Below are 23457 nucleotides of genomic sequence, written 5' to 3'. Positions count from 1 at the left end.
TCTATTTTTGAAGCAATACCGCAGAGAATGGGAAAAACTTTGGATAACGTTTACAGGCATCAATCACTGGCCTACAAGTATTTTCTTTATGTGGTATCCGTGGCCCTGATCGTATTCTTTTTCCCGAAGGGAGGGAAGTTCAAATACGAATTTCAGAAAGCAAAACCTTGGCAATACGAAAATCTCTACGCTCCCATTGATTTCTCCATCAAAAAGACCGCGGAAGAGATTGCATCGGAACAACAGTCCCTTCGGGACAACAAGACGGATTATTATGCATTCGATGCTGCGATTCTGAACCAGGTCAAACAAAATGTGGAGACCGACATACGAAGTTCTTTCAGCACAAACAATCTAACTACAAGACAGCAAAACGCGCTGCTTAATTGGGCATCCAGTGTATTGGACAGCGTATACCATATTGGAGTTTTTCAGGAGTTACCAGCGACCAACAGCGTTAGGGTCGTCAAAAACAATGAGGCCCGAGCTGTGGTGAGCAGCGGATTTCTCAATAAAAACCGGGCGATGGATTTGGCATCAGAACTGCTAGGTGCGGTCAACCTGGTTGGGGACGAAATCTTGGAAGATGTTATTGGTAAATCCATCGAAGCCAACGTTAGCTATGATGAGGTATTCACGGAACGGGCTTTAGCGGAAGAACTTTCTAAAATATCGTTTACAAGGGGAGAAGTTTCCGAGGGTCGGTTGATCATTGCCAAGGGTGAAGTGGTCGAGGCCGAGAATTTTAAAATTTTGGATTCCCTGAAGGAGGAATACGAATCTGAACTTTGGAGAGGCAACAACTATTATTTTATTCTCTTGGGATACACCATATTGGTGGCTTTGGTCCTTATTATGCTCTTTCTCTTTCTAAAAAGATACCGAAGCGAGATTTTCAAGAACAATAACAAAGTCACCTTCATTTTCGTCAATATTCTACTGATGGTTTTGGCAACCACTTTGATGGTGAAAAACAATGAAAACTACGTATATGTAGTACCGCTTTGTATATTGCCCTTGGTGCTCAAGAACTTCTTTGACGCCAGATTGGGATTGTTCGTGCACGTGCTGACCGTACTCATTTTGGGGTTTGTTGTTCCCAATAGTTTTGAATACATCTTTTTGCAGACCATTGCTGGTATTGTGACCATACTCACGGCCTCCGAATTGTATAAAAGGGCCAACCTCTTTATTTCGGTGGGGCAGATTACCCTTATCTATATCCTGGGGTATTTTGCCTTCCATATTATCCATGAAGGTAATCTGGAGAACATAGAATGGGTTTTGTTCGGGATTTTTATCCTGAATGGTTTGCTTACGTTGTTTGCGCAACCCTTGATCTATATCTATGAGAAAATCTTCGGATTGATTTCCGATGTGTCCCTCTTGGAATTGTCAGATACCAATTCAAAATTGCTTAAGGAACTTTCCGATAAGGCACCTGGAACCTTCCACCACTCCCTTCAGGTGGCCAATTTGGCCGAGGCGGCTGCCAATGAAATTGGCGCGAATGCCATGTTGGTTAGGGTGGGGGCCTTGTATCATGATATTGGTAAAATGGAGAACCCGACCTTTTTTACGGAAAATCAGATTACGAATGTTAATCCGCATGATGATTTACCACCTAAGGAGAGTGCAAAGATTATAGTCGACCACGTTATCAAGGGGATAGAGATTGCAAGAAAAAATAAGGTTCCAGATAGGGTGATAGACTTTTTGAGGACCCATCACGGAACCACTTTGGTATTTTACTTTTTTAAGAAGCAACAAGAGATTGAGGAAAATGTAGTAGAGCAGGATTTTAGGTACCCTGGACCCATCCCATTTTCGAAGGAAACGGCAATTTTAATGATGTCCGATGCCGTTGAAGCAGCCTCCAAAAGTTTAAAGAACCCCACTTTTATGATGATTGATGAGTTTGTGGAAAAAATTGTAAAAGGGCAAATGCAGGCCAATCAATTTTTAAATGCGAACATCACCCTGAAAGAAATAGAAATGGTGAAGAAGGTTTTAAAGCAAAAACTTACCAATATTTACCACTTACGGGTGGAGTACCCGGAGTAAGCTCCTAAACTTCCATAACTACTTCAAAAAAATAAAAAAATAGTTGCGTTCTTTCAGATGAAGAGGTACATTTGCACCCGCTTGAATGACATGGTACTCTGTGTTGGACAGGTTGGCGTTTTTAGAGCGCATGTTCATAATAAAAATGTTTAGGAGAGGTGCCGGAGTGGTAACGGAGCAGATTGCTAATCTGTCAGCGCGTAAGTGCTGCCCGGGTTCGAGTCCCGGTCTCTCCGCTATTTCTTTTACATGGAAATATTGGAGTTAAAGTTTTCAAATTTATTTGAAGATGGACTCTACCCAAAACCAATCTATTAGTCATAGATGATTTGGGTTTTGGAAATTGTTTTTTGAAAATTGCAGCGAAAGCTGTTCACGGGGTGTAGTCCCCGCATTTCATGCGAGGATAAACTCCGCCCGGAACCGGTCTACTGATTAGGTAGTTGGGTTTTGGAAATTGTTTTTTGAAAATTACAGCGAAAGCTGTTTACGGGGTGTAGCCCCCGCATTACATGCGAGGATAAACTCCGCCCGGAACCGGTCTACTGATTATAGGTAGTTGGGTTTTGGAAATTGTTTTTTGAAAATTGCAGCGAAAGCTGTTCACGGGGTGTAGCGTAGCCCGGTTATCGCGCCTGCTTTGGGAGCAGGAGGTCGCAGGTTCGAATCCTGCCACCCCGACGAACCTCATTTTATTCGAGGTCATAGAATAGCTAACTTTATGATTATCAAGAATTTAATTTTTTTTGATATCATTTGGTTAGCTATTTTTTTATTAAAAAAGTGACCTATTCGGTTACCTAATCGGTTACCTCTTTTTTTTGTAACTTTTCAATGAGAGCAAGGCTTTCAACGTGATTTGACTTTCGTTTACGGATTTTAATCGGTTACCTATTCGGTTACCTAAAACGAAAGATATGAGGACTTCAAAAACATTCACCATTTTGTTTTGGCAGAAAATTGCCAAAAAGAAGCGGGGCATCGCCCCGATTTATGCTCGAATAACGGTCGATGGTAAACGGGCGGAAATTAGTTTAGGAATACAATTTCCCATGGATTCTTGGAATCGAAAAATGAGTCGGGCCGAAGGTAGAACGGTAGAAGCACGTGCCTTAAACCAAGATTTAGATACCATTTACACAGAACTTGCGGACTGTTACAAACAATTAAAAAAAGAGGGAAGGTTCGTTACGGCACAATCGGTCAAGGCAAGGTATTTGGGAACGGACCATAATAATGAAACGTTATTTGGCTTGTACAATTACCACTACGATAAAAACCAGTTCAAATTAGCTCCTGGGACTTTAAAGAATTACGGTTCCACCAAAAAGTATTTAGAACACTTTTTAGCTAAAAAATTCAAAGCCTCAGACATACCACTGACGTACATACAATATAGCTTCATAGTGGATTTTGAGTTGTTTCTAAGAAATCCCGAGAACCATTTAGATAAGGCCAAACCCTTAAAAAATAATGGGATTATGAAGCATATCGAACGGCTCAATAAACTTATGGGATTTGCAGAGAAATTGGATTGGATAGTAAAGCACCCTTTTGAAAAATACCAGCTGAGTTATACCAAGTACAAAAGTGGTTTCCTAACCAAAAACCAATTGGAGGCCTTTGAAAATATAGAATTAAATGATTCAAAACTCGTTAGGGTCCGAGATGTATTCGTATTCTGTTGTTATACAGGATTAGCCTATATTGATGTAAAGATGCTTACAGATGAAAACATAGTTATGGGAATTGATGGTAACATGTGGTTATTCCTGTACCGAGAAAAAAGTGCCCAGCCCGTTAAAATCCCAATTTTGGATAAGGCAAAAGCTATCTTGGATAAATATGATTGTTTTGAGAATTCCAATAGGTTACTTCCCGTTTGTTCCAATCAAAAAATGAATGCCTATTTAAAGGAAATTGCTACTCTTTGCAGTATAGATTTTAAGGTAACTTGCCATGTGGCCAGACATACATTTGCCACAACAGTTACCCTCTCAAATGGAGTGCCCATTGCCACAGTATCAAAATTATTGGGTCACGCCAAGCTTTCTACCACACAAATTTATGCGAATGTCGTGGAAAGGAAGTTGCAAGATGACATGAACAAGCTACAGAATACACTAAACAGCGATAGAGAAAGTGCATGATAAGTTCGGATACTTTGCGTATTATTAAAAAATCTTTCTAAAAGCCTGTTAAAGCTTACCAGAGAAAAATTGATGCAGTTACTAAAGGGTAATTTGATTTTGAAGTTAAATCACGTCTAAAGAAGACTATTGTTGCAATGAAAGTCAATAGTAGTCTTTTTTTTGCTGCAAAAATCAGGCAATAACCTTAACAATTTTCTATTCTTCTAATTGGAGATGTATCAGGGTTATCGACAATATCATTATGGCACCCTATTACCTCCATTTCCACTTCGTATTCACATAATACTTTACCTCCTTCTTTAAAGATTATTGTATAGAAAGCCGATACATTACTTTCCTTATGACAGATAATATCTTTGTCGTTTAAAGCTAAGTTCCACCAATCATGACCATGTACTTTTTCACAAAGCTCTTTTAGTAAAAATTCATAAAGTACATCCCTATAAGAATTGGCATAGGTCTGGTTACTTCTTTTTCCTTTTAGCTTTCCTTTTTTGAAGTACTCAACTTTAAAAAGGTAGTTCGAGGGCCAAAATAGTTTCTCCTTTATCATTCTAAGGCTTTTTACAGCTATATTATAGATAGATTTTGAGTTTTAAAAAAACTCTATTCTGGTGGGTTGCATTTTTATGTTTTCTACTGCTCTATTGAATAAATAAAAAGCTATGTCACTTGCTTGTCCTTTAAATACCAGTAAACAAACTGATTTACATTGTCCATTTTTGTATTCTTTCGCTTATCATCCCATTTTTTGAAGTCTCTTTCTAAACTTTCAAGATTGAACTCCTGGAAAACAAAGTCTTTGATTTTGTTGAAAATTATATCAACGTTGATTTTCAATTGCTCTTTTATAAAAACAAAATCTTCGTGTTTAAAAACTCCTTGAATATGATTATTCCACAAATAAGGAAAACATTGTAAAAAGCTAAATACGTTCTCCTTAGAGGATAAGCTTTTATTCAAGAATTCTTGAAACTCTTTATTATTTCTTCGAGACCAAGTTTCCATAATCAATTTTGATACCTCCCTTTTAGTATAAAATGGCTCCGGTTGATCAAGCTTGACCTTATCAATTAATATTAGCTCTAAATCTTCTAAATAACTTATACTAGGATTCTCTTGGAGTCTACCAACAAAATAACTTAATTGAAAATAATTCATATTTTCAGCTATGTTTATTGCGGTCTCGGAGCTTACATTTGAGTGGTTTTCCCTGAGCTTTTCTCCAATGTTTTGAATTAATTCGATAGAATTCAGGTGTCCATCTATTTCTTCCTTGAATTGATCAATATTTTTTATCAAAAAGGAAATGAACTTCCCATAATCCTGCTTGTTTATTTCATCTAATTCCGCACTTAATCGATAAACAACTTTGTACTCATTGGAGTTGGATAATATCTTTTCAAGACTTTCTGAGGCATTCTCCTCGTCATTATCTTGAAGAAATGATTTAAATGTGGAAAATTCTATTTCAGATACTTTTCCTTTAGTATGATATGAAAAGTACTTCTCAAAATGAGAAATATGATTTATTCTTAGTCCTTTATCCAATTCTGTTGCAGGTTTTAACCCCTTGGACTGATAAGCCGATACAGTATTGGTTCTATCCATTGGAAATACAAAATCAATTATTTTATATGCCTCAGGATGCTCTTTTTTTAAAACTAGCCTTTTTCCACTTTCACTTTTGATCTCACTAACATCGTTATTCAACGTAATAACCGGATTAAAAACATGAGATGCAACATTGTCTTTACCATAAGTTTTCAAAACCTCATAAGCTTTGGGATACTTCAGTTTCAAATATTCAACCCAAAAAAGATCATGTATGTTTACTTCATCACCAATCGCATACAATGAAATGGAAAAAGAATTAAGAATTCTTATGACTTCTCTTGGAGAATCAAAATAACTAACATTAAGGCTTCGATTTAGTTCTTCTAACAAATCTTCACGGATTAACCTTTTGCCTATCACAGAATTCAGTTTCTTTCTAATGTACAGGTCTAAATCAGCTTTTTCAACCAATGGGAGTTCCAAAGGGATATTAATAATTTTTTCAAGAAAATCCTTACCAGATTTAACATCAGGACCATATCTGCCATGAATTGCCTTGGCGACATGTTCTGGATCTAAGCATAGTATAAATACTAGGTTTTTAAAATCAGCATTGATTTTAATAAGTTTTAGCAAGGTGTAAATTTCCTCACGATCAAGTCGATCGATATCGTCAATGAAGATTATGACCTTTTTATCCGAACTAGCAAGTTCATCATTGACTTCATTTTTAAGTTCATCAATGCTTTTCTGCGCTCCTTGTAAATCCTCCCCCAATGCTTTGAAAATCTCGTGAGGCTCTATTTTTAGTCCAGCATTAAAAGTTTTAGGTATCCCACCAGAAACAGATAATTTAATGGATTTTAGATATCGACTATATTTCAGAATTAATTTGCCAGCTTTTTGTAGGCTTTGATTTTTTTGAAATTTAAGCTTATTGCTAAGGGTATAGAAGAAATCAAAGAGCATTTCATCCTTGGTTTGATATAACCAAGGATTGTAGTGAAACTTTATGTATGGCTTATCTTCTTTATTCTTTTGAAAAATCTCAATGTTCTTTTCTATCAGGTTTAACAAAGAAGTTTTACCGGCTCCCCACTTTCCATATATTCCAATAGTCAATGGTTCAGGATTACTTGCATAGCCTTGAATTATTTCTTTTATTTTTTCCGCAAAGGGGTAGTAACTAAGTAAATCGTCATTTCTTGATTTTACAGCTATTTCGTTTAAGATTACGCTTTTATTACTCATTGGCTACTTAATTACTTTTAAAGTTTAATATCTCGTTTAAGCTCCCTAAAAGAATGTGTTTTAAGAGAAGGCTTCTTAATAAGCGTAGCGGGAAGAAAATTTGATGTTATGATTATGGATTCTATAGAATATTTCTCAGTCAAATTTAATTTCGAATGCACGAGTTTTTGATTGACTTTTAACCATTTGTCACGTTTAATATGCTTTCTTATTAATCCTTTTTCCTCATCCCCTTCTTTACCAAAGTATTTCATTATTTCTGTATGGTATTCATAAGGCAGTTTGGACTGGACTGTATTTTTACATTCCATTGAATAGATTGTTTTTTTTGCGTGATTAATTCCCAATATATCTATATCACCATAATTTTCATCTGCACTGAAAAAACCTTTGGGTTTTATCCATATATCTTTCCCAACTACCTCTAAGTCAGAATTAGTCTTCAACCAATCATATACTTCTTCATTGAATTCTGAACCTTTTTGGACCAATCTTTTGGCCGTTAAGTTGTTGATATTAGGTGAATTTTCGGCCTTTAAAGTTCCATCATAAAAGCTATGTAATAGATTGGAAACAGAATTGAGCATATGCCTTGCTCCCCACGCATAATAAACCTTTTGACCTTCTTTAAGTTCAATGAGCGGTCGATATAAATAGGAAAATTTCCTATTATACCTCCAAGGATAAAACTCTTCTTTGCGCTCTCCAGTTGGAAAGTTTAAAATCCCATTTCTACTTTTTGAAGCCATTACCTTAATAAAAGCCTTCATTGTTTGCTTGTCAAATTCTTTTGATGTTTTATTGAAAAATTCTTCAGAGCTAATCTTACAAAATGAAGTTCCTTCTAGTAAGCTATACTCACATAGAAATTCTCCTATGTTATAAACATCGAACAAACTAATTCCCCAATCTTTAAGAAATCCGATTTCAATTTCCTCAATATCCTTTTTGCTAGTTTCTGTTAAATCATTCTCCTTCTGAATGTTTGTTTCAATTATTTCTCTTTCATAGAAATTGTCTTCAAAATTCTCTAAATGTGAGTCAAAATCATCTCCATACATGACACTTGTTAATGCGTCATTGAATGCATCCAACGACTCTTTCACAATGCCTACTCTTCCAGATGGCAATATGTAAATTCTCGGGTTTTGGAAACCATACCTTATCTCGTCACTAAGCAGGGCATAATTATTCACTTGGGATAGATAGGACAAAACCAAATCTAAATCTTCTTTATTAGGAGATTTAGTTCCTGTAGGGTTTTCAGCTATAACAAACTCAATCAAGATTCTATAAATCAGAGAGGTCTCGATATGTTCCTTTTCAGAATCATAAAACTCTTTTCTTACGTCTATATATTTATCGTAACATAAGAGTCGAGCGGGATAATATACATGGCGAAAGAACTTATTTTGAATTAACGATTCATGCTTTTTAATAATATAAGGTAGAAGGTCTGATATGTTAAACTCTTTTATTAAACTAATAGCCCTTTTTAGATGTAAAAATGAAAGCTCATTTAAGAAACTGTTTTTATCTAATTCTATAGTCTCTTCAGAAACCTCTTTACCATACCATTTTAGCTGATTTTCAAGTATAAATGACCTTTCTGCCTTTTGCAAAAACCTAGGTTCTTCAATATCTATGTTCGCAAGTAACATACCGTGTCTATCCCCTCCAGTAGGCATTAAAATCATTTTTTTATTGCCTTGAGGTATATGAGTATTGATAATCTTGTTTCTTGCAGGGATGCTAATTTTCTGACTTTTCCCAGCTTTATTCATAAAATCACTTAGTACATCAATAATAAATGCCACTAAAATTCTTTCGCCTTCATTATTGGCAGTGCTTAAGGAATCAATTAATTCGAATGGTATTTTAAAATTGATTGTGGCTGTTTTTAAATCGAGCGAATATGAAAACTTTACTCGCTCATTTTTTAGCTCGGATAAAGATTCAAGCTCATAAATCTTATTGTCCAATTCGATTATTAACTGAATAGGTGCATCAACTTCAGGCATGAAATTTTTCAGGGAAGGTTGAATTTCATTGAGCCAATAAAAAATTGCGTTTATATAGGTGTTAGCTTTTTTATCAATCCCCTTCTTGGCTTTTATCCAAATTGGGAATGTATAGCTCAATAAGCATTCACGGATAATGCCGTGGACAAATTCATATGATATGTAAACAGGTATATTATCATCTTTTTTAATACAAGGTAAAAAGCCCAATGTTTCGTTCAAGAAAATTGGAATTCCAAATTCATCGATTTTTTCCAATCCCCTTCTTTTTACACTACCCTCTGTCGATAAATCAAAAATCATACTATTAGGCATGGCATCATCAGGATGTTGGAAGGAGTGGTGGTAGCGCATATACCAATCCATTTTTGATAGATGATTGTTAAAATTCGTAAACAGGTCATTCTTGGAAACAGCTTCATATTGCCTAGCATATTTCCATAAGGTTAGAGTGTCAAAATCCCATAGATTAATCAAAACTTGAAAAGAAGACATGAACATACAGAGTGCCAAATCTGATATAGAATTATTCCCTAAACCAAAAATGGTTTTTTTCAACATTCTATATTTTTGAAATAATACTAATAGAAATACTTTGTAATTAGGATGAGTTTTTTTGATACCTAAAATCAGTTCGTTACTAAACTTAGTGATGGCATCAATATCTTTAACAGAGTATTTCTCGGACCCTGACTCATTGATGAAAATAGCAAGTGCTAACTTATTTTCATCGATTTGATAAATCTCTTTATATACAAGGTAAGAACTGTTGTTTTTCGTTTTACCCTCTACAGGCAAATCTTTTCTTTTCCAACTACACTTATGTAGCCATGTAAAAGCTACTTCGGATTGTTGCTCGGCAAAAATTCTTAGGAGCTTTTCCAAGCACTGATACTCCTTGGCTTTTGAAATTATGAACTCATTTAAACAAAATAACTCGGCCGTCGGTAAGATCAAATAATATAATTCTCCTATTTTAAGGAACGGTTTGGCCAATAAAGGACTTTCCTCATTTTCATAATCAAAATAGTCATGTATAGGTTCTTGACATATAAATTGATGAATAATATTATTGCCAACACCCAATTTCGTGCAAATCTCATCGATTTCTTCTTGAGTATAACTGAAAAGACTTGAGTTTTCCTGGATTAGATGCGGATTTGGTAAATATATCAGGTTGTCTTCAATTTCCTCGAACATCCTATGAGTATGACCCAGTTCTTTTGCAATAGCATTATGAATGTCCAAAATAAAAAGGCTGCCATTAACTACATCTTTTGTAAATTCTTTGGGAAAGATTGGGGAAAGGCATGCGGTTAAAAGTGTTTGTACTACATTACATGTGTCGTTAGCAATCCCACTATAAACAACATTATTGCCATTAATGAAAATTAGATTTTCCGTAAAAAAACCTTCTGCGGGGTCTTCAAATACATGATTGGGGTATTCTTCAGTCAGTAATTTTCCAAATTCTTCTAAATCCCATTCGTCATTTTCAAGTAAATCATTTGACGAAAGAATATTATGTATTAGTAATTCTAGCCTAACATTTTTTGTATGGTTTTGAGGTAGTGTTTGTAAGAAAGCTATAACCTTTAAAGTTTCTCTGTAGTCATTGTTTTTGATGAAATCATCAGTTTTGTTGTATTCCTTGTCTTTTATTTCGTTTTGGAATAGTTTCTGAAAATCAGCAAAATCAATAGGAGGTTCATCGTCAATCTCTTTTTTTAGACAACACTTTTTATATTTTAATCCACTACCACATGGACATTTCTCGTTCCTTCCAATCTTCATTCGGTTTGACCAGTTTAGAATTTAAAACCTTGAATTAAAAGTTTCATAATCCCATTTATGACCTTTTTCACTTCTTACAGCAGTCATTATTTTTTTTCCATCAGTTCGGACATTCACTAAACCATAAATAACTCCGTCAATAACATTTAAGCGATTCAGTGTTCTCGTTTTATCTGCAGGACTAAGGTCACCCGCATCCGTGCTTTTATAGTTCACCCAAACTTCGCTGAGGTCATTGATAAACAAATTATTATCAATCACATCATCCTTTGGATTATTAATATTGGCAGCGTATGGAATCCCTACCTTAATGCTTCTTGCTAATTCTGTGGAGTATATGAGCGGGGTTTTTAGACTATCCCCATCAGTTGTTCTAAATCCCGTTATAGCTGACATTGATATCATATTAGGCCTAGGATGGGCGTGGGACTCATTATCTCCGCTAGAAATTATTGTCGCTGCTGCATTAATCTGTTCTAAGAATGTATATGAAATATCCTGGCTTCCATGATGACAAGCCTTGGCTACGTCTGAGGCAAACTCTTTTTTATCATGATGTTTACGAAGTAAATCTTGACTGGCTTTGTTAAGGTCGCCTGTAAGCAATATTTTAAAGCCCTTATATTTCAGATTGAGAACAATACTATTTCCATTCGTATTTTGGGAATTGCTTTTTAAATCAAAGAGTTCAATTTTACCGTTACTTTTTTTGTCTAAAATTGGACCTAAAACTTTGATTACGACATCTGAGTTATCAGGTTCGTAGTTTTTCATGTATTGATCACCACCTTGATTTACATCATAACCCAGTATATCGATGTTTTTGACGGAATTACTATCTATAAGATTGCGAATAAAACCACCCCACTCTCCCTGCAACTTTGGATATTTATTGCTTTGGAGTGCATTTTCAAAACTCTTTTTATCCGTAAATACTGTTTTTAGTTTACCATTCTTTCGAACGCCTAAAGAACGCCTTTTTCCCTTGGATAGTGTTACCCATGATACCCCTGCGTGATAAAAATTAGATACTTTGACTTCATCTAGGTCAAGCTCTTCTTTAGATTCTGGTGAAGGATTTACAAGATCCCATAAACCGCCATAATGATCGGCATCACAATGGGATATTATCATTTCATCCAACTCTATTTTGTCTGCCCCATATTCCTTGCTGAATTTCCAGTCGACAAAGTCAGCTGCATTTTTGTTTGTTGGTTGCTTCCTTCGTAAATAACCCCCATCAATCATGATATGACGCCCTAAGGTTTTGTCATCATTGTCAGGGCATTTTATCAGCATACCATCACCTTGACCTACATCACAGATATATATTTCCAGTAAAGACTCATCCCCATAAGAATTTGGTTCAATATACCCTTCATTTCCACGTGCCTTACACTTTATCCAACCATCCGCATTTTTATTGCTTTCAACAACCTCGATTCGGTCACCCCATAAGAGTTCAATTTTGACAAATTTCCCATCAAATTGTTTTTTCAAAAACTTAGCCGTGTTTTTCCGGACATATTTGATTTTCATTTTAGAATTGTTTTAGTGTTTATTTCCAACGATTATATAAATTCCATCAAGGAGTATAAATACCCACTAACAGTTATTTCTTGGGGGGAATAGCAGAGGAGGAAAGTCAATTATTTGGAGACCTTTAATATAGAAATTGATTAAGAAATACCATTATAGAAAAACCCCAATTTTTATAGGGTTTTTACCCAATTCGTTATTATATGCATTATCTAAAAATTGATTTCACCTCTCGATGAACCCTTTCAAAATTCGCTCTCAATTCATCTTCATCAATTGACATGGGTTTAGGCAACTCTCTTTTAATTTGGGGCATTTTAAACCGTACCTTTTTATCCTTTCCATCAAAGAACACCACAAATTCCCCTTGCTTTAGCCCATAAAAAGCATCCGCCCTTCGCTTGGCCACTTCCTTTTCCCCTTGGGTCACTCGGGTATCAAAATTCAAGGAATTTCCTTTACTAATGCTACGGGTTTCCTTCTTTACAATCTCAAAGAAACGCTCGTAGTATTTGGCGGTATCGGGGTCATTGGCCTTCCCAAAAAACTGATAGGATAGGTTGCTCAAGATGGCCTTACTGGCCTTATCCCCATACATCATATCGTTCTGTACTTTGTCCTGTAAAACATAAATGGTTGCAATATCATAGCTCCGTAGAGTGGCAGGAATACGGTGCATGTTCAAGAGTCGCAAGGTCGCCGCTTCCTCCATCAAAAGAAAAGAAGATAAGCGATTTCGTTCGCTCATTTGTTTGGTGATAGAGTGGATGATAGTGGCAATGACAGGGGAAAGGGAAGTTTCCTTTTTAGGGTCGTTGACCACTGAAATGATAGAGGGATTTTCAGGGTAATTGCAGTTCAAGGGCACTTCATCCGCGGACAACACCATAAAGATTTTTTGTGTACTTATCTTTTTAAAAGCATTGGCCAAGGTGCTCTTAACCCCTGCGGTCTGGCGATCCGAATCCACACCACTGATAAAGGCATCGGCCATGGCTTTTGAGGTGGTATTGGCACTTAAAAACTCCATCAGTTCTTCCGTGGTCAAGTGTTGGTACAATGCAATCATGTGGGGAATGGTGCAATAATCGGGATAGTCAACCTTCAACCTCCAGATCAATCCACCAATCAACCCTTCAACGGCATCATTAAAAAACTTGGAGGTCCCAGTACTTCCACTTTCTTTAAGCTCCAAAAGGTTATCCAAAAGGACGCGTGAGATTTCATGGACACTTTCCTCATCGGGAATATATCGCGGTGCAATGGGATTCACCCGGTGGTAAATCGGTCCAAAGGAAATGATATAGAAGTCCCTATTGGTCGCTTTAAAGATGGGATAGGCCATCTCGGTAATCTCAAAATTCTTGTAATCGTGCATCACCCCACAGAACCCATGCACCCCTAAATGTTGGAACAAACTATAGACGACACTTTCCGTTTTTCCGCTCCCTGCGGAGCCAATTATGGAGATGCCACGACGGATATTACCCAGCATCAAACGATACCCTTTGGTTTGGAGAATGGCTTTATATTTTTCATTGATATTGGTCGGGGTTTCTTCTTTGGCCACGAATACAAAGAGAAGGATGGCCACGAATAGGAGGGGGAGTCCCCCATACAAAACCATTTTCAGAAACAATGTAATCGGCAAATAATAATAGAATGTTCCTGCCAATAGTACCAAGAGCAATAGTACCACATAAAAACCCTTTTTCAGAAAGCGGATCAGCAGATATTCAAGGGCAACCCCAATCAAAAACAATACGATCAATCCTATTACATTTTCCATATTACCATAGTTTTTAAACGCCAATGGAGCTTGCTTCCACGGCACGTTTCATTCCTTTTTTGAGTTGGTTAAAGGCTTTCATGGCCAGTTGTACCTTATTGGTGGGGATGTTGGGAACATTGAGCCCTGACTTATGGAACAGTTTCAAGGCGACGCCCTTTTGATTGGTGGGAATGCCCATTTTGTACAGGGATTTTAAAGCCAGCCCCCGTTGGTTGGTGGGCAGCCCTGCGACCAAGGCAAAGAACTTTATTGGGTCTTTTTGGTAAAGATTTTTATTGTTGTATCGGTCAATAAAATTCCGCTGATACCCAAAGAGTTTATCAAAGCGTTGCTCCGCCGCGTCAAAGAATTGGTTTCGGTCAAAGCCTTGTTTCTGCTCTTTCCCATTAAGGATGGTCACGTTCTTTTTGTGCTGGGCATTGGGGGAGAGACTATAGGTATTGGTGACATCCTTACGGCTTACAATGATGTGCACATGCGTCTGAAACCCTTCCTTTTTTGTGCCCTCGGTCACCAACTTTCCATTGATCTTATGGGGTGCTTCGGCTACCAATCGGTCAATTTTCTGTTGGATTTTTTTGAGGTCGCCCTCCAGTTCTCCACGCCGAACCTTGGCCATATCGTTTTGTAGTTTGGCAATCTGTTTGCGGTAGGGCGCATTCTCTTGAACCCTATTTTCAAAACCCCGAAAGGAGCGTTCATGTTCAATCTTTGCGTAGTATTTGATATCATCAACGGTGACGGTTCTATCACGATAAAAGGAAGCCGCATAGTCCTTCATCAGTTCACGGGTATAGGCACGGAGTAGGGCAGGATCATTGTTGATGTGCTTGAGTTCCTTGGCACTGGGACTGACCACGATGGAATAGAATTTCGGATCACGTTTCTTCAGTTTTTTGGTGTTTCCATCGATTTCAGAAATGACGGTCTCGGGGCTGACTTGGTCATTGTTCTGGTCAAAGAAATGCTCTTGTAGCTCCGGGTGTTTGCCTTCGTTTTCCTTCTCCAGATAGTTGACATAATCCGTCACGCTACTGTTGTAGGTTTCATGTTGCGGACCGATTTTTTGTGGCGTGATATTGATGTGCATTACGAATTGTTTTTGAGGGTTCTCTTGAATCTTTCCAACTCCGCTGGGGTTAGTTCCAGTTTAAAAAAGGGCTTACCAAAACTTCCTTTGACCAGTTCTACACGATTCAGTACGTTACTATAATCCTGTCTGATTTTTTCCAATTTTTCAACGAGGCGTTCATAGCGAATCTTGGGAACTGTCACTTCGATTTCTGTATCGGGTTTCGGTTTCTTTTCAAGTTGTTTTCGTTCTTTTCGGATGGGCTTTTTGGTCTTGGCATCCTCCCCAAAGAGGGCCAAGAGCATCGCATTGTTGGGCTTGGTCTGATTGATTTCGATGTCTCGAATGATGGCGATGGTGGCCTCGTTCCGTTTGATGGAGGTCTCTGTGCGTTGCCTGTTCTTTAAAATTTCCTGAATGATACTCTTGCCGAATTTATTATTGGGGTCCAACCCGTGCCACTCAAAAAAGTCCATGATGGATTCCAGACATTCAGAATAGGACTTCGCCATTTTCTTGGAGAATGCCCTAAACCTTTTCACAGTGCTTTCCTTAAAGCGTATCGATTTGAATCCATCCATTGTCACAATATTTTTCCCTGTTTATGGGGCTTCCAATTTGATTTGTCACAATCCTTCAATACATCTGCTATTCAGTAAACTTCTAGAAACACCAGTTTTTATGGGCTTTTGCGAAGCAAATCACATTCGTAGCGTCGCCTTGGCGCGCTACCCTCTTGCTATTCCTTTTCGCCCGCAAGCGTTCGAAAATCCATACAAATACCAAGGTATTCGCAGGGGCTTGTTTTTGAGGTATAACAGGAGATTTTAAGAAAGTTGCAAACGCACTTTTAAGGTATTGTTAGCGGATATTTCTTTTCACTGTATATCCATCAAAAGAAAAAGGACAGTTTAAAAACTGCCCTTTCCAATAGTATATCGATTCTATTTAAATCTTAAATACATACTTGAAAGTATATAGGTTTCGTTGTGCCTCTGTTTCCAAAAGTGATTGGTAATCAACATTGTTTCTTTTGGCGTATCGTTTTAAGTCTAGACCAAATTTTCGTTCGATATCTTTTTTAGAAACCGTCATTAGCTGTTGCTGCGTTTCTTCGTCCAAATTTGTAAAATTCAAATAGATCATTACTCAAATTTTAGATTAGGCCTTCATCGGCAAAACTGAAATAGTCGGCATTGGGGGTAATGATGATATGATCCAATACTTTGATGTCCAAAAGGGTTGCAGCATCCTTTATCTTTTTAGTGATTTGCTTATCGGATGCACTTGGCATTAGCGTTCCGCTTGGGTGATTATGGGTCAATATCATGCCCACGGAAAGGCTTTTTAAGGCCACGGCCAGTAATACCCTTATATCCACCAATGTACCCGTAATACTGCCTTTGGATACCTCAAATATTCCTTTGGCTTTGTTGCCGTTGTTAAGTAACACCACCTTAAAAGTTTCGTGCAAGGCTATGGTGTTTTTGTCCCATTGTTTGTATATGAATTCCGCTGCACTTTGAGAGCTGTTCAGCTTCACCCATTTATCGGATAAGATGCGGTCTTTGTAGCTTATTTTTATTTCATTAATTTGCGTTCTCATTGTATTATCTTAATAGGATTTATAATGAAAAAGAGGGCAAACCTGTGGTTAGTGTGTGCCCTCTTTACTTTTGAAGAAGTACCTAGCGTTAGGCAACTTTCTGGTTACTTTTTGGAGTTCTTTTTCTTGTGCTTCCCTGTGGTTTTTTTCCTTGTTGGGCTTCTGTAGTTTTCCCATTGGCTGAAGTATCATCCATAGAAGGTTTTCCGTTTACTTCATCTGCGGTAACCTCCATTTCATTTAGAGGGGTAGGTTCATTTTTAGATCCCAAGAGTAAGATTTCTGTGGCCACAATTTCGGTCACATAGCATTTAATGCCCATTTCATTGGTATAGCTTCGGGAGATTAATTTACCCTCTATGGCCACTTCTTTCCCTTTATGGGTGTACTGTTCTATGATGTCCGCTTTTTTATCCCAGGCGACTACATAGTGCCATTGTGTGGATTGTATTTTTTCCCCTTGTGCATTTCGGTAATACTCATTGGTTGCCATGGAAAAACGGGCCACTTTGTTACCGCTTTCAAGGTTGGTGATTTTTGGCTCATTGCCAATGTTTCCGATCAACTGAACTTTGTTTCTTAATGTACTCATAACTTAAAAATTTAAAATGTTACTATTGATTTTGCCTTTTTCATAAGGCCTTTAAAACTGATTTACTTATTATATCCAGAGCGTTTTCCCTTTTTTGATTTTTTAACTGCTGTATCGCTTCCGTTTTATTGTTTTGGTATGATTTCATTGGATTTATTTTAAATGATTTACTTCCCATAGTGCCGTCGCTGTTACCTTTTTTGATGCTATTCTCGATACAATAGCAAGGCCTTGGAGGGCGTATAAAAAGTGAAGGAAACGAAACGGCTTTATGCCGCAATGCAAGGTTTTGCTATTGTTTTTTTGCCTATCCAAAAAGGGAATGGTGACGGTTAAAAGGAAGTCGATTTAAATGCATTGGAGAAGAGTACTCCTGCAATGGAAGCAGTTACGGCTCAATTAAATAAATGTTATAGTTTATCGTTATATGTTAAAATTGAATACTTTTGTGTTGTTCAATGAAGGACTTGTTTCATAAAATATCGGCCCTTGCACTATCAGCAATTGTGTTGCTGTCCACGATGTCTTTTACAGTGGATATGCACTATTGTGGTGACCACTTAGTTGATTTCAGTTTTTCCGATAGTGCAGCTAGCTGTATGATGAAGGCAGAGATGTCCAAATCATCAACAGAATGTGCGGTGATGGAGATGAAGATGGATTGTTGTACCGATGTTCAAATTGTTTTGGAGGGTCAGGACGATTTAAAGGTATCCTTTGACCAACTCACCTTCGACCAGCAACTCTTCGTTGCCTCTTTCATCTACACCTATATCAACCTTTTTGAAGGATATGATGATACAATAATCCCCTTTAAAGAGTATTCCCCTCCCCCTCTGATACGGGATGTGCAGCTATTGCACCAGACCTTTTTAATTTGATTTTTAGATAACTACAAATGTGCCCGGCGATTTACCGCATTGGGCCAAACGTGCTATGCACTATTTCCGCGAAGTACTTGTAATTATCTAATACTCGAATTATATGCTGAACAAAGCGATCAAATTCTTAATCGAAAACAAATTAGTAGCCATCTTGCTACTGGTCCTTTTTGTGGGCTGGGGAATGGTACATGCCCCCTTTAAATGGGACACAGGTTTTTTGCCGAGCAATCCAATTGCGGTGGATGCCATACCCGATATTGGTGAGAATCAACAAATCGTCTTTACCAAATGGGATGGCCGCTCCCCTCAGGATATTGAAGATCAGATTACCTATCCGCTTACCACATCATTATTGGGAATACCGGGTGTAAAAACCATTAGAAGTTCCTCAATGTTCGGTTTTTCAAGTATCTATATCATCTTTGAGGAAGATGTGGAATTCTACTGGTCACGAAGCAGGATTCTCGAAAAACTGAATTCACTTCCCGCTGGACTGTTGCCCAATGGGGTGAATCCTTCATTGGGTCCTGATGCCACGGGTCTTGGACAAATATTTTGGTATACCCTTGAAGGTCGCGATGAAGACGGAAACGTCACCGGAGGTTGGGACTTACACGAACTGCGAAGCATTCAAGACTACTATGTGAAGTATGCGCTGTCATCAGCAAGTGGGGTCTCTGAGGTGGCCTCTATCGGTGGATATGTTCAGGAATACCAAATTGATGTCAATCCTGAGTTGATGCGCCAATATAATATTGGCCTTCACCATATCGTAAAAGCAGTAAAGCAATCCAACCAAGATATTGGGGCACAAACCCTGGAAATGAACCAGGCGGAGTATTTGGTCCGTGGCTTGGGCTATGTAAAATCGATTGGGGATATTGAGAATGCGGTTGTCGATGCGGAGAACTATACTTCCATCCGTATAAAGGACGTTGCCAAAGTGAGTTTGGGTCCAGCGACCCGTCGTGGCCTATTGGACAAAGAAGGTGCCGAAGTGGTCGGTGGTGTGGTGGTAGCCCGATACGGTGCAAATCCCATGGAGGTCATCAATAATGTCAAAGACCAGATTGCGGAGCTTTCTTCGGGCCTCCCTTCAAAACAGTTGTCAGATGGACGAACCTCTCAGGTAACTATTGTTCCATTTTACGACCGAACCGAACTTATACAAGAGACCTTGGGAACCCTCAATGAGGCACTTACCCTTGAAATTCTGATTACCATATTGGTCATCATTGTCATGGTATTCAATTTACGGGCTTCCATTTTGATTTCAGGTTTGTTGCCCGTTGCCGTGCTAATGGTTTTTATTTCCATGAAATTGTTTGGGGTCGATGCCAATATTGTTGCCCTTTCAGGTATTGCCATTGCCATAGGTACCATGGTCGATGTTGGGGTCATACTTTCAGAAAATATCATTCGTCATCTGGACGAGAACGATACTAAACCAGAAAATGAACGGTTACACACCAATGATGTGGTCTACAATGCCACTGCCGAAGTTTCAGGAGCCATTCTGACAGCCGTACTCACCACTATCATCAGTTTTATCCCCGTGTTTACGATGGTGGGTGCTGAAGGGAAATTATTTCGCCCATTGGCATTTACCAAGACCATGGCGTTGACTGCATCCATAATCGTTGCCCTTTTCTTGATACCACCTTTTGCCGCCATTTTCTTCAAAAAAAGAAGAAGCAAAAGTATCGTGGGGTATGTTTCTTGTGCAGTATTGATTATTACAGGAGTAGCGGCTGTTTTCTATGGTTATTGGTTAGGCTTGGTGTTAATAGCCTTTGGAACCATAACATCCCTAAAGAACAAAGAACTGGCCTCTCGTCTGTTCAATGGATTTTCGCTTTCTGAAAAACAGGCGACACGTCTAAACATTATTATTTCAGCAACAGCTATCATCTTCCTTTTGGCCACTTACTGGCGACCTTTGGGATTTGATAGAAGTGTGCCGATGAACCTGCTTTTTGTGGGAATAATTAGTTTCACTCTTTTGGGCACTTTTTGGGTATTTAGAATGTATTACACCCGAATACTCCGTTGGGCATTGGGGAACAAGCTTTTATTTCTTTCCATCCCTACTGTGATTGTGGTTTGTGGTGTCCTCATTATGAACAATACGGGAAAGGAATTTATGCCTTCCCTCAATGAGGGCTCTTTTTTATTAATGCCCACGTCATTGCCGCATTCTGGTGTAGCTGAAAACAAAAGGGTCTTGCAGCAGCTCGATATGGCAGTAGCCAGTATCCCAGAAATCAAAACTGTGGTGGGGAAGGCTGGACGAACCGAATCTGCCCTTGACCCTGCGCCGCTATCCATGTATGAGAATGTTATCCAATATCGTTCGGAATATGAATTAAACGGGGAGGGCGAACCACAGCGCTTTAAGGTAAACAAAGACGGTCTGTTTGAACTGCAGAACGGCAAGTTGGCAGCCAATCCCAACCTAGCGTTTGCCGAGAACGCTACTTATTCCGAAACCAAAGTAACGGATCCCTATCGGATTGAACGAAGTCAATTGATTGCAGATGAGGATGGGGAATACTTTCGCAATTGGAGGCCTGAAATTGAATCACCCGATGATATTTGGAATGAAATCGTAAGGGTGACCAAGTTGCCCGGGGTTACCTCCGCACCTAAACTGCAACCGATAGAAACCCGACTTGTCATGCTTCAGACTGGAATGCGCGCACCTATGGGCATCAAGGTAAAGGGACAGGACTTAAGTGAAATAGAGGCTTTTGGCCTACAATTGGAAGGGATATTAAAAACAGCTGAAGGTGTAAAGGAACAGGCCGTTTTTGCCGATCGTATTGTAGGAAAACCATATCTGCTTATTGATATAGATAGGGAACAATTGGCACGTTACGGCATTACCATTGAAGACGTGCAAAGCGTATTGTCGATTGCGGTGGGTGGAATGCCTTTGACCCAAACCGTGGAGGGTAGGGAACGTTACGCGGTCAGAGTTCGTTATCCAAGGGATTTACGTGCCAATCCAGATGATTTAAAAAATATCTATGTGCCCGTTTCCAAAGGGAGTCCGGTACCGCTAGATGAACTGGTTACCATACGTTACGAGCAAGGTCCACAGGTCATCAAAAGTGAGGATACATTTCTTGTGGGCTATGTGTTGTTCGATAAGCTGGACGGTTACGCGGAAGTAGATGTGGTTGAAAATGCACAAGCCGCGATCCAGGTGAAGATTGATAGTGGCGAACTCCTTGTCCCTAAAGGGATAAACTATGCTTTCACAGGTACTTATGAAAATCAGCTACGGGCTGAAAAGACGCTGGGTGTCGTGGTGCCCTTGGCACTGGTCATCATCTTTCTGATTCTGTATTTCCAGTTTAGGAGTGTGGCCACTTCGTTGATGGTATTTACCGGGATCGCCGTTGCTTTTGCAGGTGGATTTATTATGATTTGGCTATATGGACAGGATTGGTTCTTCAATTTCAATCTGTTTGGTGAGAATTGGCGAGATCTTTTTCAGATGGATGTCATCAATTTGAGCGTGGCGGTATGGGTAGGTTTTATCGCCCTCTTTGGCATAGCCACTGATGACGGGGTGGTCATGGCTACTTATCTGACACAGACTTTCGATAGAAATAGACCGATGGATTTAAAAGGGGTCCATGATTCCGTGGTTGAGGCCGGTGAAAAGCGTATTCGGCCTTGTTTGATGACCACGGCGACCACGATACTGGCCTTGTTACCAATCCTAACAACCACGGGGAGGGGAAGTGATATTATGATACCAATGGCCATTCCATCGTTTGGGGGAATGCTCATTGCCTTGATTACGCTCTTTGTCGTCCCCGTGCTATTTGGATGGCGGAAGGAAGTTCAACTTAAAAAGGTAAGCAAATGAACAAGCTGAAAATTATTATCGGTCTTTTGTTGGTTTCCGCTATGGGAAATGCACAAGGATTGCAGTCATACATTGCGGAGGCACAGGCCAATAATCCGAAAATTCAAGCCTACGAACTGCGATATACGATTGCTAGGGAAAAGGAAAACGAGGCCAACTGGCTACCCAATACCGAATTCGGGGCGGGGTATTTTGTCAGTGAACCAGAAACCAGGACGGGGGCGCAGGTTGCCCGTTTTTCCGCCAAACAAATGCTGCCTTGGTTCGGGACAGTTGCTACACGCCAAAAGTACGCCTCTGCAATGGCCGAAACAGATTATGTAGACTATGTCGTTGCAAAACGAAAATTGGCACTGGCCGTGGCCGAATCGTACTACGAACTCTATAGCTTATGGGCCAAACAAGGGGTCTTGGACACTAACATTGAACTGCTCCACACCTATGAGACCTTGGCCTTGACTTCGGTGGAAGTGGGCAAGGCAAGTGCTGTGGATGTGTTGCGCCTGCAAATTCGTCAGAACGAATTGGAGCAACAAAAGCAAATGCTCATGGAGCAATTTAAGGGAGAGCAGGTCAATTTCAATAATCTATTGAATCGAGATAGAGACCTCACAGTTGATTTGACCGTAGCTATGGACATCCCTGATAGAGACCCTGTCACTATGGACAGTCTTGAGTTGAATCCTGAACTTCTTCGTTTTGATAAAATGTACGAATCGGTGACCCAGGCGGAATTGCTCAATCAAAAAGAAGGAGCACCAATGTTAGGGTTTGGGTTGGACTATGTTCCCGTACAAGAGCGACCCGATATGAGCTTTAGCGATAATGGCAAAGACATTGTAATGCCCATGGTCTCACTTTCCATTCCAATTTTCAATAAGCGGTATACTTCAAAAACCAAGCAGAACGAACTTCGTAAGGAGGAAATTACATTTCAAAAACAAGAACGCTTGAATGTATTGGAGTCCGCTTTTGCCAAAGCGATAGCACAACGAAATGAGGCCCGTATAGCCTACGATACCCAATCAAAAAACCTGAAACAGGCCAAGGATGCCGAACAGATTTTGGTTAAGAATTATGAAACCGGCACCATAGATTTCAATGATGTACTTGACATTCAGGAACTACAATTAAAGTTCCAGATAAATAAAATCCAATCGGTGCAGCTGTACTATGTACAATCAGCTATTATCAACTATTTAATAAATCAATAATTTAAAATTCAAAGATGAAAACACGCTTTAAAACAACA

The 23457-nt window shown here is 38.9% G+C and carries 15 protein-coding genes and 2 tRNA genes; 7 read left to right on the top strand and 10 right to left on the bottom strand.

The genetic code is table 11. The features are described 5' to 3' along the window. The first annotated feature begins 27 nt into the window (after nt 1-27). The 4 genes from M3P07_RS07810 to M3P07_RS07795 all read left to right on the top strand — a co-directional run bounded on the left by M3P07_RS07810 (nt 28) and on the right by M3P07_RS07795 (nt 4214). Nucleotides 28-2064: an HD family phosphohydrolase gene (locus tag M3P07_RS07810; RefSeq protein WP_249969316.1), complete on the top strand. Its 2037-nt coding sequence runs from the start codon at nt 28-30 to the stop codon at nt 2062-2064. Between the two features lie 152 nt (nt 2065-2216). Next, nucleotides 2217-2300: transfer RNA gene (locus tag M3P07_RS07805), tRNA-Ser, on the top strand. Between the two features lie 370 nt (nt 2301-2670). Continuing rightward, nucleotides 2671-2745: transfer RNA gene (locus M3P07_RS07800), tRNA-Pro, on the top strand. Nucleotides 2746-2981: 236 nt separating this feature from the next. Then, a complete protein-coding gene (locus tag M3P07_RS07795; protein WP_249969315.1) occupies nt 2982-4214 on the top strand; it encodes a site-specific integrase in 1233 nt (410 codons plus the stop codon). A gap of 187 nt (nt 4215-4401) precedes the next feature. Here M3P07_RS07795 and M3P07_RS07790 read toward each other — a convergent pair whose 3' ends face one another. The 10 genes from M3P07_RS07790 to M3P07_RS07745 all read right to left on the bottom strand — a co-directional run bounded on the left by M3P07_RS07790 (nt 4402) and on the right by M3P07_RS07745 (nt 17441). Next, nucleotides 4402-4770: a hypothetical protein gene (locus tag M3P07_RS07790; RefSeq protein ID WP_249969314.1), complete on the bottom strand. Its 369-nt coding sequence runs from the start codon at nt 4768-4770 to the stop codon at nt 4402-4404. Nucleotides 4771-4880: 110 nt separating this feature from the next. Further along, nucleotides 4881-7025, bottom strand: coding sequence for a KAP family P-loop NTPase fold protein (locus tag M3P07_RS07785; protein WP_249969313.1), 2145 nt, complete (start codon nt 7023-7025; stop codon nt 4881-4883). A gap of 17 nt (nt 7026-7042) precedes the next feature. Next, the gene (locus tag M3P07_RS07780; RefSeq protein ID WP_249969312.1) at nt 7043-10840 is read right to left on the bottom strand and encodes an SEC-C metal-binding domain-containing protein; all 3798 of its coding nucleotides are present in this window, start codon (nt 10838-10840) and stop codon (nt 7043-7045) included. 21 nt (nt 10841-10861) lie between these two features. After that, the gene (locus M3P07_RS07775; protein ID WP_249969311.1) at nt 10862-12379 is read right to left on the bottom strand and encodes a ComEC/Rec2 family competence protein; all 1518 of its coding nucleotides are present in this window, start codon (nt 12377-12379) and stop codon (nt 10862-10864) included. A 208-nt stretch (nt 12380-12587) separates the two neighbouring features. Next, nucleotides 12588-14168 (bottom strand): type IV secretory system conjugative DNA transfer family protein, encoded by a 1581-nt coding sequence (locus M3P07_RS07770; RefSeq protein WP_249969310.1) that lies wholly within the window; start codon nt 14166-14168, stop codon nt 12588-12590. 13 nt (nt 14169-14181) lie between these two features. Beyond that, nucleotides 14182-15261 (bottom strand): MobB family relaxase, encoded by a 1080-nt coding sequence (mobB, locus tag M3P07_RS07765; RefSeq protein WP_249969309.1) that lies wholly within the window; start codon nt 15259-15261, stop codon nt 14182-14184. After that, nucleotides 15261-15824: a BfmA/BtgA family mobilization protein gene (locus M3P07_RS07760; RefSeq protein WP_249969308.1), complete on the bottom strand. Its 564-nt coding sequence runs from the start codon at nt 15822-15824 to the stop codon at nt 15261-15263. Before M3P07_RS07760 ends, mobB begins: the two co-directional genes overlap by 1 nt. A gap of 367 nt (nt 15825-16191) precedes the next feature. Continuing rightward, on the bottom strand, nt 16192-16389 hold the full coding sequence (locus M3P07_RS07755) for a hypothetical protein (protein WP_249969307.1): 198 nt from the start codon (nt 16387-16389) through the stop codon (nt 16192-16194). A 10-nt stretch (nt 16390-16399) separates the two neighbouring features. Continuing rightward, nucleotides 16400-16849, bottom strand: a complete 450-nt coding sequence (locus M3P07_RS07750) for a JAB domain-containing protein (RefSeq protein WP_249969306.1) — start codon at nt 16847-16849, stop codon at nt 16400-16402. A gap of 88 nt (nt 16850-16937) precedes the next feature. Then, nucleotides 16938-17441 carry a single-stranded DNA-binding protein gene (locus M3P07_RS07745; protein ID WP_249969305.1) on the bottom strand — a complete coding sequence of 168 codons (504 nt, stop codon included), beginning with the start codon at nt 17439-17441 and terminating at the stop codon, nt 16938-16940. 458 nt (nt 17442-17899) lie between these two features. On the opposite strand from M3P07_RS07745, the gene M3P07_RS07740 reads away from it, so the two are divergent. From M3P07_RS07740 to M3P07_RS07730, 3 genes are all read left to right on the top strand, one after another. Further along, nucleotides 17900-18322 carry an HYC_CC_PP family protein gene (locus M3P07_RS07740; protein WP_249969304.1) on the top strand — a complete coding sequence of 141 codons (423 nt, stop codon included), beginning with the start codon at nt 17900-17902 and terminating at the stop codon, nt 18320-18322. 103 nt (nt 18323-18425) lie between these two features. Further along, on the top strand, nt 18426-22205 hold the full coding sequence (locus M3P07_RS07735; RefSeq protein ID WP_249969303.1) for an efflux RND transporter permease subunit: 3780 nt from the start codon (nt 18426-18428) through the stop codon (nt 22203-22205). Beyond that, nucleotides 22202-23419, top strand: a complete 1218-nt coding sequence (locus M3P07_RS07730; RefSeq protein ID WP_249969302.1) for a TolC family protein — start codon at nt 22202-22204, stop codon at nt 23417-23419. Before M3P07_RS07735 ends, M3P07_RS07730 begins: the two co-directional genes overlap by 4 nt. Nucleotides 23420-23457: the final 38 nt, after the last annotated feature.

It is taken from the genome of Flagellimonas myxillae (assembly GCF_023502235.1).
Taxonomy (GTDB): Bacteria; Bacteroidota; Bacteroidia; order Flavobacteriales; family Flavobacteriaceae; genus Flagellimonas; species Flagellimonas myxillae.
The sequence above is the reverse complement of the archived record's forward strand: the minus strand, read 5'-3'. Positions and strand labels throughout refer to the sequence as shown.

Bases quoted from the DNA above. Each gene is read 5' to 3' on its own strand.
- M3P07_RS07810 (WP_249969316.1), top strand. From the start codon at position 28: ATGGGAAAAACTTTGGATAACGTTTACAGGCATCAATCACTGGCCTAC.
- M3P07_RS07795 (WP_249969315.1), top strand. From the start codon at position 2,982: ATGAGGACTTCAAAAACATTCACCATTTTGTTTTGGCAGAAAATTGCC.
- M3P07_RS07790 (WP_249969314.1), bottom strand. From the start codon at position 4,770: ATGATAAAGGAGAAACTATTTTGGCCCTCGAACTACCTTTTTAAAGTT.
- M3P07_RS07785 (WP_249969313.1), bottom strand. From the start codon at position 7,025: ATGAGTAATAAAAGCGTAATCTTAAACGAAATAGCTGTAAAATCAAGA.
- M3P07_RS07780 (WP_249969312.1), bottom strand. From the start codon at position 10,840: ATGAAGATTGGAAGGAACGAGAAATGTCCATGTGGTAGTGGATTAAAA.
- M3P07_RS07775 (WP_249969311.1), bottom strand. From the start codon at position 12,379: ATGAAAATCAAATATGTCCGGAAAAACACGGCTAAGTTTTTGAAAAAA.
- M3P07_RS07770 (WP_249969310.1), bottom strand. From the start codon at position 14,168: ATGGAAAATGTAATAGGATTGATCGTATTGTTTTTGATTGGGGTTGCC.
- mobB (WP_249969309.1), bottom strand. From the start codon at position 15,261: ATGCACATCAATATCACGCCACAAAAAATCGGTCCGCAACATGAAACC.
- M3P07_RS07760 (WP_249969308.1), bottom strand. From the start codon at position 15,824: ATGGATGGATTCAAATCGATACGCTTTAAGGAAAGCACTGTGAAAAGG.
- M3P07_RS07755 (WP_249969307.1), bottom strand. From the start codon at position 16,389: ATGATCTATTTGAATTTTACAAATTTGGACGAAGAAACGCAGCAACAG.
- M3P07_RS07750 (WP_249969306.1), bottom strand. From the start codon at position 16,849: ATGAGAACGCAAATTAATGAAATAAAAATAAGCTACAAAGACCGCATC.
- M3P07_RS07745 (WP_249969305.1), bottom strand. From the start codon at position 17,441: ATGAGTACATTAAGAAACAAAGTTCAGTTGATCGGAAACATTGGCAAT.
- M3P07_RS07740 (WP_249969304.1), top strand. From the start codon at position 17,900: ATGAAGGACTTGTTTCATAAAATATCGGCCCTTGCACTATCAGCAATT.
- M3P07_RS07735 (WP_249969303.1), top strand. From the start codon at position 18,426: ATGCTGAACAAAGCGATCAAATTCTTAATCGAAAACAAATTAGTAGCC.
- M3P07_RS07730 (WP_249969302.1), top strand. From the start codon at position 22,202: ATGAACAAGCTGAAAATTATTATCGGTCTTTTGTTGGTTTCCGCTATG.